Origin of the sequence: Sphingomonas jejuensis (assembly GCF_011927695.1) — a bacterium.
Classification (GTDB): Bacteria; Pseudomonadota; Alphaproteobacteria; order Sphingomonadales; family Sphingomonadaceae; genus Sphingomonas_K; species Sphingomonas_K jejuensis.
In genome coordinates this window covers 889243-902011 of sequence record NZ_JAATJE010000001.1, presented here as the reverse complement: position 1 = coordinate 902011, position 12769 = coordinate 889243, and the positions used below count along the sequence as shown (strand labels likewise).

The following is a 12769-nucleotide window of genomic DNA, read 5'->3' as shown; positions in this document are numbered from 1 at the left end:
CGCCCCGATCTACCCGGCCGCCGCCCCGGCGGATAGATGGCAGCGGATCAGCCGTTCACCAGCACCGTTTCGGTCTGCCGGATCGCCGGCGGCGTGCCGACGTCGAACCACAGCCCCTGGTGAACCAGGCCCCACAGCCGTCCCGCCGCCATCGCCCGATCCCACATCGGGTTGAGCGAGAAGGCTCCTCCCGGCGCGTCGGCCAGCAGCCGGTCGGACATGATCTGGATGCCGGTGAACACGAACGGCGCCACCCGGCCCGGCCGCCGCCGCGTCAGTCGGCCGCGCGGATCCATGTGGAAGTCTCCCTGCCCCCGATGGCAGTTGGCCCGCGCCAGCGGCACCAGCAGCAGCAGCGCGTCCATGGTCGCATCGTCCCACCGCCCCGCGAGCATCCGCAGCGTGTCGGACGGTCCGTCGATCCACAGATTGTCCGAATTGACGACCAGGAACGGGCTCTGGCCGATCAGCGGCAAGGCCTTGGCGACCCCGCCGCCGGTCTCGAGCAGCGCCTGGCGCTCGTCGGACACGGTGACGTCGATGCCGCTGACATGGCGCCGCAGATGCGCCTCCAGCGCGTCGGCCAGGTAATGGACGTTGACCACCGCCCGCTTCACGCCCGCTGCCTTCAGCCGGTCGAACACATGGTCGAGCAGCGGCTGCCCCGCCACCTCCACCAGAGGCTTCGGGCGCGTGGCGGTCAGCGGCCGCATCCGCTTGCCAAGGCCCGCCGCCAGCACCATCGCCGTTTCCGGCGGATCGCGCCCTTCGGCCGGACGGATCGACATCGGCTTGCTGACGCTCATCGGTGACCCTCGCGCCGGTCCGCCGGCAGGTTGAGCGCGAACCAGTCCGCCACCGGCTTCAACGCCGGATGGTTGAGGTCGCGTTCCAGATATCGCCAGACCCGCGGCAGCAGCTCCAGGTAACGGGGCTTTCCATCCCGCACCGCCAGGCGCGCGAAGATGCCGATGATCTTCGCATTCCGCTGCGCGCCGAGCAGATGGTACGCCGCATCGAACGCTTCGTCCCCCGCCGTCGCCGACCGGAAGCGCGCCAGCATCGCCGCTTCCAGCGCGTCCGGCACGTCACGCCGCGCATCCTGCAGCAGCGAGACGAGGTCATAGGCCGGGTGACCCGCCAGCGCGTCCTGATAATCGAGCAGTCCCAGCCGATCGATGCCGCTGCGGCCATCGAGCAGCATGATGTTTTCGCTGTGATAGTCCCTCAGCACGACCACCGCCCGCGCGGCCGGCTGGTAGAGCGGCTCCAGCACGGCGTCCCACGCGGCGTCATATCCGGCCGCATCCACCGCCTGCCCGGTCATCGGCGCATACCATTCCGGCAACAGCCGCGCCTCGCGCAGCAGCACGTCGCGGTCATAGGGCGGAAGCGCACCCGCCCCATGGCGCTGAAGATGGACGAGAAGGTCGACGGCGTCGGCGTAGATCGCTTCCTCCGCCGCGGGATCGGCCTCCACCACGCCCTTCATCTGCGCGTCGCCGAAATCGTCGAGCAGAAGCAAGCCGCGCTCCAGGTCGGCGGCGAGCACGCGTGGCGCCGCAAGGCCGGCGGCGAGCAGCTGCTCCCCCACGGCGATGAACGGCCGGGGATCCTCCGGCGGAGGCGCATCCATCAGGACGGCGGCACGGCCCGCGTCCCGGACACGGAAATATCGGCGGAACGACGCATCGCCGGCCAACGGGAGGATGGCGGCACCCGGCCACCCTGCTGTTGCCAGGAAATCCGCCGCATGCGGCGGCGCGATCATCGTGGCGGCCATCGCCGCTCCCAAGCGGCAGGCACGTCGGCTGTCAAGCGCCGGCCGCCATCGACGATGTCGAGCCGCAGGGCGAGCGCATCCTGCAGCACGGGCACGCCCGCCGCGTGCTCGGGCCATTCGACCAGCAGCAATCCGTCCGCCCGCGCTTCTTCCAGGCCAAGCTCCTCGAGCTCGCCGACATCCTCGATGCGGTAGAGGTCGACATGCGCGACCGGCAGGCGAAGCAGCGGCGGCTGATAGGGCAGCAGGATCGCAAAGCTCGGGCTCGGTGCTTCCTCCTGGAGGCCCAGTCCGCGCAGCAGACCGCGCGCGAGTGTCGTCTTGCCTGCGCCCAGATCGCCGGACAGCGTGATCAGGTCGCCGCGCTCGACATGTCCGGCGATCGCCATGCCGAATGCCATCGTCGCACCGTCGTCGACCAGGATCATCGTCGCGGCAACGTCACCGTGACGGCGGTACCCGTGCCCACCTCGGACGTCATGGTGAGCGTCCCGCCATGCGCCTCGACGAACTGCCGGGCGAGCGGCAGGCCGAGCCCCAGCGACGACATCCCGTCGTCGCGGTCGGACTCGGCGCGCCCGAACCTGTCGAACGCCTGCGCCTGCTCCGCGCTGTTCATGCCCGGGCCGTTGTCCGACACGGTGAGCACGACTTCCTTGTCGTCGCCGTGCCCGCGCACCTCCACCCGCCCGCCGACCTGCGTGTAGCGCACGGCATTCTCGACCAGATTGTCGAAGGCCTGCCTCAGCCGCCGCGCGTCCCCGTCGAACCGCCCCAGCGATGCCGGCAGATCGACCTGCAGGCTGATCGACCGCTCGTCGGCCAAGGTCCGCACCTGTTCTGCGGCATCGCGGCACAGGCGCGCCAGATCGATCGAGCTGCTCTCGATCGGCAGGGATCCGGCGGCGCTTTGCGTCAGGTCCAGCACCGAATCGATCAGCGATCCCAGCCGCGACACCGATTCCAGGATCGCCTCGACATAGTCGGCCGCCTGCCCGCTCAGGTCGCCCGCATAGCCGCCGGCGAGCATCTCGGCGAACCCGCCGATCGAGGTGAGCGGCGTGCGCAATTCATAGCTCATGTTGGCGACAAAGGCCGTCTTCACCTTGTCGGCGGCCTCCAGCGCCTCGTTGCGGTCGCGCAGCGCCGCCTCGATCCGGCGGCTGTCGGTGATGTCCAGCATCGTGAACAGCGCGTTGCCGTCCGGCAGCGGAACGGCGGCGAACTCGAAATGGCTGCCGTTCTTCAATGCCACGCGGCCGGCGCGCTGCTTGCGGTCGGTGGTGGCGACTCGGACCAGCTCGCGCAGGATCGCCGCGCGGCTGGGATTGCTCAGCCGCTGCGACGCCGCCTCCGCCAACCGGTCGACGCGCGGATGGGTGGCAAGCAGTTCCTCGTCGAACTCCCAGATGTCGCGGAACTTGCTGTTCCACAGCTGAAGCCGGCCGTCCGCGGCGAACACGCCGATGCCTTCGAACAGATTGTCGAAGGTTGCCGCGCGCACCCGCAGCAGCGTGTCGCGCGCGCTGGCGAGCGCCAACTGCTCCGTCTGATCCTCGAAGATCACGATCAGCCCGCCGTCCGGCAGCGGCTGTGCGACGACGCGGAAGTGCGCGCCGCCGGGAAGCGTCCAATGCTCCTCCGTGCCGCCGTCGGGGCTGGTGAACCAGCCGCGGCGCTCGTCACGCCACCCGCGGAAGTCCCGGACCTCCGGCAGCCGTCCCGCTTCCCGCATGCGTTCCAGCACCCGGTCGAACTCGGGGCGTTCGGCCAGCCATTCCGGTCTGAGCGCGAACAGGCGCTGGAACGGCTGGTTGCAGAACAACAGCGTCCGGTCGGGCCCGAACTGCACCACGCCCGCCGACAGCCGGTCGAGCGTGTCGCGCTGCGCCATCACGAAGCGGTCGAGCGCGAGGCGGGCCTGCTCCTGCGCGTCGATGTCGATGGCGTAGCCCGCGACACCGGCATCGCCCAGCGGCACGTCGACGATGTTGAACATCCGTCGCTCGCCCGCGATCGTCGCGGGAACGGTGCGGCTGGAAATTCTTCGGCTTTCGCGCGCCGCCGCCGCCATCGCCAGCGGCCCCTTGGATCCGGCCGTCTCGATCAGCTCGAGCCCGCGGCGCACCACGTCCTGCGCATCCTCGGCCTCCACCGCCCGGACATAGGCGCTGTTGACCAGCGTCAGGCGCAGGTCGGGCCCGCGGTGCCACATCGGGATGGGTGACGCCTCGATCAGCCCGGACAGCGCATCAAAGGCGCGGGACAGCCGCGCGCCCTCCTCGCGCAACTGCGCGATCTCCGTCTGGCTCTCCGTCATGTCGAAGAACCACAGCAGCACGTCGCTCGGCTGCCCGTCGCTGAAGACGCCCGCAGCACCGCGCACCAGCAATGTCCGGGACGATCCGCGCACCTTCACGGCGCGGGTGAACGGCCGGGCGGTGACCCGGGCCGACGCGATGTCGTCGGCCAGCGCCGCCAGGTCGGCCACCTGCAGGCCGCGGTCGTCCGCCGACAGCCCGGACAGGGTGGCCGGCACCTCGTCCAGCCCCAGCCACGCCATCAGCCGCAATGGCGCCTCCAGTCCTCCATCGGCGTGGACGACCAGCGGCGCGGCCGGCGCGGTGTCGATCAGCTCCAGCAACCGGTCACCGCGGCGCCGCGCCTGCAGCGCCTCCTCGCGCAGGCGGCGGCCACGCACCAGCATCGCGGCACCCGCCGTCAGCCACAGGGCAAGGATGACCCCGGCAGCGACGGCGAGGACGGGCGACAGGACGATCATTGCGCGGTCGCGATCATTCCCACCAATATGGCAGGCGCTGGCGGTTGCCGGTGCCCGTCTCGTTGAGCGTCGCCGCGTCGTACAGACGGCCGCCCAGCATCACCTGCGACACCCGCTCCGAATTGCGGATGTCGGTCAGCGGATCGGCGTCGAGCACCACGAGGTCGGCCAGCTTGCCGGCCTCCAGCGACCCGACGTCCCGGTCATATCCCAGCGACCGGGCCGATACGATCGTGCCGGCGGCAAGCGCCTCCACCGGCGTCATCCCGCCCCGCACGAAGGACCACAGCTCCCAGTGCGCGCCGATGCCGGCCTCCTGGCCATGCGCGCCGATCGACACGGGCACGCCGCGCTGCGCCAGCTTGCGGGCCTCACGCGCGCTGTCGTCGTCGACATATTGCGCGTCGGGCGCGATCGACCGGCGGGCGTTGGCGGCCAGCAGCACAGCCGGCGGCTCGTGGCGACGCAGGACCGGCTGCTCGAACACGTTGGTGTGCGCCCGCCAGTACGGATCCCCGGCAAGGCCGCCATAGGTGACGACCAGCGTCGGCGTGTAACCCACCCGCGTCTGCGAGAAGAAGCTCAGCACATCCTCGTAGAGGTTCAGCTGCGGGATGTTGTGCTCCAGCGTCGTGTTGCCGTCCGCGATCAGCGTCATGTCCATGCCGAACAGCGACCCGCCTTCCGCCACGACGTTCATCCGCTCCTCGCGGCTGGCGGCCACCACCTGCTGGCGCTGATCGCGCCGGGGCTGGTTGTAGTTCTTGACGCTCCGGCCGCCCTGCGCGCGAAGCCGCCGGACATGCGCCCGGGCATCGTCCAGACCGTCAATTTGGGCGTAAACACCGGGCGCCCGCGCGCCATAGACGATCTCGCCGGTCGACATCGTCCGCGGCGCGAGGATCAGGCCGGCGCGCTGATATTCGGACGCGGCGAACACCTCGGACGCCTGGCTCGACGGATCGTGGATCGTGGTCACGCCCATCGCCAGGTTCACCATCTGCGCCCAGTTCTGCTGGGGGATGATCTCGTCAGATCCATAGGGCCCGTGGGCATGGGCATCGACCAGGCCGGGAATGACCGTCTTGCCGGCAAGGTCGATTGTCCGCGTTCCCGCCGGGATCGGGGTGGAGGCGCGCGGCCCCACCGCCTGGATGCGATCGCCATCGATCAGGATCACGCCATCGTCGATCACGCCGCCGTCCGCCGCCGCCATGGTGACGATCCGTGCGCCGGTCAGCGCCACCCGGCCGCTCGGCCGCGCCACATCATAGGACATCGCGAGGGAGAGGCCGTCGCGCGGCGGCTCGAAACGCGGCGGCGTCTCGCCCGCTGCCGCCGGCGCCTGCCGGAACAGCCGGTCGACCGGCGCGGAATAGAGCGTCGGCCCCAGGCTCCAGTTGATCGTGCGGCCGTTGTTCGACCAGTGGATATACTCCGCGCCCGACCCGCTGACGCGCGTGACCGGAAGCGCGGTCGCCGACCGTCCGGCGCCGACGGCCTGCGTTCCCGGCAACATCGGCTCGACCCAGGCGTCGTAATTTTGGCTGAACGCGAAAAACTGGCCGTCCGGCGACACGCGGAAGCCGTTGATCAGCTCGCCGCTTGCATGGACGCGCTTGCCCGAACCGTCGCGTGCCACGCTGACCAGGCGCCGGGTGTCACCCTCCGCCTCCATGCCGTAGATACGGTCGTCGCGATCGGCGAAGTGCGGGGCCGAAAGATCGGCCTCCACGCGGACAGGCGATCCGCCGGCTGCCGGCACGAGATAGGTGCCCGACCGCCGCCGCTGACGATCCGAGACAAGGCGCCCGCCGCCGTTCACCTCCACCAGCAGCGTTTCGCCATCGGGCGAGAAGCGGGGTCGGGCGAAATGATCACCACCGTCCACCACCAGCGTCTCCGCACCACCGGCCGCACCGATGGTCCGCAGCTCACCAAGCCCCCGGTCCGTCCAGCGAACAAAGGCGATGCGACGCCCGTCGCGCGACCAGCTCGGGAAAAGCTCGAAGCCATCGCCGCCCCGGGTCAGCCTGCGCGGCGCGGCATTGCCGCTGGTGGATCGGATCCACAGCTTGCCCAGGCTTTCGAACACCACCTGGCGCCCGTCCGGCGACACTTCGGCGAAGCGCACCATCGCCGTGCTTGCTTCGGCAGGCGCCAGATCGACGGCATTGCGGGGCGGATCGATGACGCCGCGGCTGTCGGTCACGCGGAACGGAATGACGGTCGCCTCGCCGCCGTCGGGCGAGATGCGGCGGATCTGCCCGCCTGCCCAGAACAGGATGGAGCGGCTGTTGGGCGTCCAGCTCATGTTCGGATAGACGCCGTGGACCGCCCAGGTCTCCTGCATGTCCTTGTCGAGCGCGTCGTAGATCTTGCGCTCCTCGCCCGTTTCGAGGTTGCGGACGTAAAGCTTGGACTCGGTCGCCTCGCGCCTGACGAACGCCAGCCACTTGCCGTCCGGCGACGGCGCGGGACGCACCGCGCCGCCGGGCCCGCCCGTCACCTCCTCGGTCTCCCCGCTGTCGATGTCGTAGCGCTCGATTGCAAACAGCTCGGTGTTCGAATCCTGCGCGTACTCGAAGATCGGCCCCGGCGTGGTGTTGCGCACGAAGTAGATCCCCCGGCCGTCGGGCGCATAGGTCGGCTCGCCAAGTTCCTTCTGGTGCTGGGGGTTCGGCCGCTCGACGAGCGGCACGCCCTCACCACCGGACACATGGTACAGCCAGACCTCACCCGTGCCGAGCGAGCGGCCGGTGGTGAAATGCTTCTTCGCCGCGATGAAGCGCCCGTCCGGGCTCCACGTGGGCTGGTTGAGCAGGCGGAAGGTCTCGCGCGTCAGCTGCCGCTTGTCGCTGCCGTCCGCGTTCATGATCCAGATGTTGTCGCCCCCACCCCGGTCCGAGGTGAAGGCGATGCGGCGCCCGTCCGGGGACCAGCGCGGATGCGTCTCGAACGCCAGACCCTCCGCGATCCGCGTCGCCGTGCCCCCGCCGATCGGCAGCGTGTAGATGTCGCCCAGGAGGTCGAACAGGATGGTGCGGCCGTCAGGCGAGACGTCCAGGTTGATCCAGGTCCCCTCGGTGACGTTGATCGGCACCTGCCGGATCGTCGCACCCGGTGGTGCATTGACGTCCCACTTGGCCGGCGTCGGGGCGGATGGCGCGGGCGCGGTTGACGCCGCCGTGTTCGGCGCAGGGGACGGCGTCGGCAAGGGCGCCGGCGGAAGGGCATCGCGATCCTCCGTCACCTCGCGAGCCTCATCCTCGGGCGCCTCGGTGGCTTCGACGGGATCCTCGGGTGGTTGCTGATCGGCGACCTGAGCGGCAAGCGGCGTCACGGCAAGCACGGCGGCAAGCGCCCAGATCACATCATACCTCATCGCCGATTCCCCTCTTTCAGTCCCGCTACGGATACAAAAAGGGCGGGGCGCCGCAACACCCCGCCCTGTTAATTGATGTCGCCTGGCCTCAGAAGGAGGGCAGGTTCACGCGCGCTCCCGCGTAGAAGAAGCGCCCTTGCGGCGAAACCGGAATGGTAAAGCTGCCAACGTCCGGCGTCTGATTGAACAGGTTGTTCACACCGCCGTAGAAGGTGAAGCCCTCGTCGATGGCGATCGAAGCCTGGATCTCGTGAACCCAGCGATCCTTAAAGTAGATGAACTCTTCCGGGAAGCGGTCTGGCTGGGCCGCGATCAACTCGTTGGTCGTGCGAAGCACTCCGCTATAGTAGTTCACGCCGTAGTTCAGGCCGAAATTGTCCTTTGCATAAGTGAGGTCGAAGCTCGCCTGCCACTCGGGCGCCGGGATGGCCGTGCCCTTGGAGTCGACAACATCGCCGCCCGGCGTCGGAATGAAGGTCAGGCGATCGAGGTAGTTGCCGGTAAGCCGGAAGTTGAACAGCCCGAGATCACCCGGCTCGACGCGGTAGTTCAGCACCATGTCGATGCCGCGTGTCGCGAACTCGGCGACGTTCTGCGGCTGCAGCCGGAAGCCATTCACCACGCCGGGGGCGGCAGTCACGCTTGCCGGGTTGCGATCGATCGCTGCGCAGAAGACGTTGTCCAGCGTCGGCTGGTCAACGCACAGGTCCGCGACGACCTGGAGCGACGGTGTCGAGACCGCGTCGCGGATGCGCACGTCGTAGAAGTCCACAGAAAGCGAGAAGCCGGGGATGAAACGAGGCTGCAGGACCACGCCGGCCGTGAAGGTGCGGGCCGTTTCCTCGGTCAGGTTTCGGTTGCCGCCGGCCACGCCTGGAATGGACGCGCTGGTCGCTCCATCGAAGCCTTGGATCTGCTCTGGCGACAGACCCAGCGATCCCAGCAACGCCGCGCAGTTCGCCACACGAAAGTCCGTGCCGTTGTTCAGGTTATCCTGGCTGCAGGGGTCATCCACAAACAGGAAGGTCTGGTTCTGCGGGCCGAACAGTTCGCCGATGTTTGGCGCGCGCACCGCCTCTGCGTAGGTTCCGCGGAACCGGATATCCCGCACGGGAGCGTAGTTGAGGCTACCCTGATAGGTGAAGGTCTGACCGATGGTGGAATAGGTCGACACGCGGGCCGCACCGCTGATCGTCAGATCATAGGCGAACGGACGATCCTGGATGATGGGGAGACGCGCCTCACCAAAGGCCTCCCACACGTCGAAAGAACCGGTCTCGGGGAACAGCGCGTTGCCGAAGGTAAGCCCCGTGGTGTTGACCGGGTCCGGATTGCTCTCGGACCGCTCGTGTCAATATTCGGCACCGAGCGCGTAGGAGAACGGCCCGCCCCACAGGCGCACCGTGTCGCCGAGATCACCGTTCATGGCGATCGTCGCGACATGCTGCTGCAGGCGCGAGCGATCATTGGCATCCACGCGGATGAAGTCCAACGCGCCCTGGCTCTGATCCTGGCTGAACAGGTTGAACGGAACGCAGCCGCTGTTCGCACCCGGCGTGAAGCTCAACGGCTGGCCAGCGAAGTCGAACGGAGCTCCCTGGAAATTGTAGAAAGGCTGGTTGCTCTGCGTCGCGGGAGCGATGCTGGACCGGCACACGATGTTGCCGGTCGCCGGATCGCGGACGGCATCGATCGCGGCGAAGAAGCGGTCATTGTAGCGGCCGTTGGTCTGGAACGAATTCACGTCCGACCTGCCGTAGACGTAGCTCAGCTCGACTTCGGTGCTGTCGTTCAGATCGGCGACGATCCCAGCCACCGCGCGGTAGGTTTCACGCCGGTTGCGCTCACCGCGGCGGCCGAGGTCCAGATTGTCGCGATTGACGAGCACGCCGAAATCGCCGTTCTCGGCAAAGGCGGCGTCGCGCACATTGGCCGGCAGATAGGCGTTGTCGAGCGGCACCAGCAACGTGAAGTCGAATGTCGGCTGACCAAAGGACTTGCTGTCGACGCGCGCGTACTTGCCCTGCGCATAAGCCCGCACGGTGTCGCTGAACTCGTAGTTCAGAAGCACGTTGGCGACATAACGCTCGACGTTCGGGATCAGTTCGCCGCCATAGGTCGCAACCGGCGTGCCGCTGCCGCCAACCTGATAGATGTCCGGGACATACTCGCCGGGATCGAAGACGCTGCCATCGCCGACGAAGTCGGGCGCGAAATCCAGGTCCACGTCGATCGCGCCGTTCGGATTGGAATCGAAATAACGGATATCTGCAAACGGCAGGAAGTCGGGCACGTTCGGATCGTCATTCCGGTCGGCCAAGTTGCGGTAGAAACCGCGGAAGTTCTCGGGCTGGAAACGGCGGCGATCCTGGGGGAGCAACGCCTGCTCGTTGCCATATTCCAGCGCGACGGCGATGTTGCCCCGGCCATCCGCGAAATTCTTGCCGACCAGCAGCGAACCCAGATAGGCGGTCGCATCGCCTTCCGCGGGCGTGCCTGCCTGAAGACGCGCCTGCACGCCCTCGAAGTCGCGGCGAAGGACGAAGTTCACGACACCCGTCACGGCGTCGGCACCGTAAATGGCCGACGCGGCGCCCGTCAGAACGTCCACCCGCTCGATCAAGTCCACCGGGAAGGTGTTCACGTCGACGGAGGACGATCCCGGCACCGCGGCAACATGGCGGCGCCCGTCAACGAGCACGAGCGTGCGATCGACACCGAGGTTGCGCAGGTTGAGAAGATTGAGACCAACGCCGCCGATGCCGGCTGCCGATCCCGACGCGTCGAGCGACCCGGACGACCCGACGAGCGCAGGGATATCCTGGAGGAAGTTGGTGAGGTTTGTCGTGCCTGCGTTCTGAATGTTCGCGCTGTCCAGCGAGACCACTGGATTGGGCGCATCGAACTCGGTCTGCCGGATGCGGCTGCCGGTAATGATGATCTCTTCCGACGCCTCATCATCGGCGCCCGGAATCGTCTGCGCGCCGGCGACTTCGCTTGAGGGTCCCTGCTCACAGGCGGTGCGCAACGTCGGATCGGCGATCGCGCTGCAATCCTGGGTTGCCGCGGCACCCGTTGCCTGCGCCGAGAGCGGCGCACAGGCAAAAGCGAGGGTGAGCAGCGAGACGCTTCCCGCAAGGGTACGGCTTATAATCATGTCGAACTCCCTTCAGCGCTACGTCGAAGCGCAGATCCGAAGGGTTCCGTGCCTATCACCTGCAGGTGCGGCAAGGAATTGTCGGCCAACGACGATCAACCGGCCCGAATTCGAAGCACTGTTGCAAATATGTGTCATTGGCTGGCGGTGAGCGAGGTCTTCGCTCACCGCCACGGCGCGATCAATACCGGTAATGATCCGGCTTGAACGGCCCCTCGACCGGAACGCCGATATAGTCGGCCTGCTTGGGCGTCAGCTTGGACAGCTTCACGCCCAGCTTTTCCAGGTGCAGCGCGGCCACCTTCTCGTCCAGGTGCTTCGGCAGCACATAGACGTCGTTCTTGTAATTCGCGCCGTTCGCCCAAAGCTCGATCTGCGCCAGCACCTGGTTGGTGAAGCTGGACGACATCACGAAGCTCGGATGGCCGGTGGCATTGCCCAGGTTCACCAGGCGGCCCTTCGACAGCACGATGATCTTCTTGCCGTCCGGGAACTCGACCTCGTCGACCTGCGGCTTGATCTCGGTCCACTTCATGTTGTTCAGGCCGGCGATCTGGATCTCGCTGTCGAAGTGGCCGATGTTGCACACGATCGCCATGTTCTTCATCGCGCGCATGTGGTCGACAGTGATGACGTCGGCATTGCCGGTCGCGGTGACGAAGATGTCGGCGCGCGTCGCCGCCTCTTCCATCGTCACGACCTCATAGCCTTCCATCGCCGCCTGCAGCGCGCAGATGGGGTCGATCTCGGTCACCAGAACGCGGGCGCCGCCGTTGCGGAGCGAGGCGGCCGATCCCTTGCCGACATCGCCGAAACCGGCCACCGCGGCGACCTTGCCGGCCAGCATCACGTCGGTTCCGCGGCGGATGGCGTCGACCAGCGACTCCTTGCAGCCATAAAGGTTGTCGAACTTCGACTTGGTCACGCTGTCATTCACGTTGATCGCCGGGAACGGGAGCTTGCCCTTCTTGGCGAGCTCATACAGCCGGTGGACGCCCGTGGTGGTCTCCTCCGACACGCCCTTGATCGCCTCAACCGTCTTAGTGAGGTAGCCCGGCCGCTCCTGAAGGAAGCGGTTAAGGGTCGCGACGAAGACCTCTTCTTCCTCGTTGGTCGGCGTGAACAGCGTTTCGCCGGCTTCCACGCGCGCGCCCCACAGCGCGAACATCGTGGCATCGCCGCCGTCGTCCAGGATCATGTTGCAGGTCTGGTCCTGGCCCCAGTCAAAGATGCGGACGACATAGTCCCAATATTCCTCAAGCGTCTCGCCCTTGATGGCGAACACCGGCACGCCGGTCGCGGCGATGGCGGCGGCGGCATGGTCCTGCGTCGAATAGATGTTGCACGATGCCCAGCGCACGTCCGCACCCAGCGCGGTCAGCGTCTCGATCAGCACGGCGGTCTGGATCGTCATGTGGAGCGATCCGGTGATGCGCGCGCCCTTCAGCGGCTTGGCCTCGCCGAACTCGTCGCGCAGCGCCATCAGGCCCGGCATTTCGGTCTCGGCGATCTCGATCTCCTTGCGGCCGAAATCGGCGAGCGAAAGATCCTTCACCACATGATCGTCGAACGTCGTCTTGGCGGCAGTGGCCACGGGTCGTCTCCGGCAGCTGGAATTGATGCCGCCGCGTTAGCCGCCGCCGGCCACGCACGCAACCCGGA

At 67.6% G+C, this 12769-nt stretch carries 7 protein-coding genes and 1 pseudogene; all 8 read right to left on the bottom strand.

Features of this window, described 5'->3' with window-relative positions; all coding sequences use genetic code 11:
* Positions 1-47 precede the first annotated feature (47 nt).
* Positions 48-806, bottom strand: a complete 759-nt coding sequence (locus GGR88_RS04520; protein ID WP_167953407.1) for a nucleotidyltransferase family protein — start codon at positions 804-806, stop codon at positions 48-50.
* A complete protein-coding gene (locus GGR88_RS04515; protein ID WP_167954362.1) occupies positions 803-1771 on the bottom strand; it encodes an aminoglycoside phosphotransferase family protein in 969 nt (322 codons plus the stop codon). The genes GGR88_RS04520 and GGR88_RS04515 overlap by 4 nt, the downstream gene beginning before the upstream one ends.
* Positions 1768-2211, bottom strand: coding sequence for a tRNA (adenosine(37)-N6)-threonylcarbamoyltransferase complex ATPase subunit type 1 TsaE (tsaE, locus tag GGR88_RS04510; RefSeq protein ID WP_167953405.1), 444 nt, complete (start codon positions 2209-2211; stop codon positions 1768-1770). The genes GGR88_RS04515 and tsaE overlap by 4 nt, the downstream gene beginning before the upstream one ends.
* Positions 2208-4565, bottom strand: coding sequence for a sensor histidine kinase (locus GGR88_RS04505; RefSeq protein WP_167953395.1), 2358 nt, complete (start codon positions 4563-4565; stop codon positions 2208-2210). The genes tsaE and GGR88_RS04505 overlap by 4 nt, the downstream gene beginning before the upstream one ends.
* 13 nt (positions 4566-4578) lie before the next feature.
* The gene (locus GGR88_RS04500; RefSeq protein WP_167953393.1) at positions 4579-7950 is read right to left on the bottom strand and encodes an amidohydrolase family protein; all 3372 of its coding nucleotides are present in this window, start codon (positions 7948-7950) and stop codon (positions 4579-4581) included.
* 88 nt (positions 7951-8038) lie between these two features.
* A pseudogene (locus GGR88_RS04495) lies at positions 8039-9262 on the bottom strand (TonB-dependent receptor domain-containing protein); the annotation flags it as partial.
* A gap of 39 nt (positions 9263-9301) precedes the next feature.
* The gene (locus GGR88_RS04490) at positions 9302-11107 is read right to left on the bottom strand and encodes a TonB-dependent receptor plug domain-containing protein (RefSeq protein ID WP_167953383.1); all 1806 of its coding nucleotides are present in this window, start codon (positions 11105-11107) and stop codon (positions 9302-9304) included.
* Between the two features lie 181 nt (positions 11108-11288).
* The gene (gene ahcY / locus GGR88_RS04485; protein ID WP_167953381.1) at positions 11289-12701 is read right to left on the bottom strand and encodes an adenosylhomocysteinase; all 1413 of its coding nucleotides are present in this window, start codon (positions 12699-12701) and stop codon (positions 11289-11291) included.
* Positions 12702-12769: the final 68 nt, after the last annotated feature.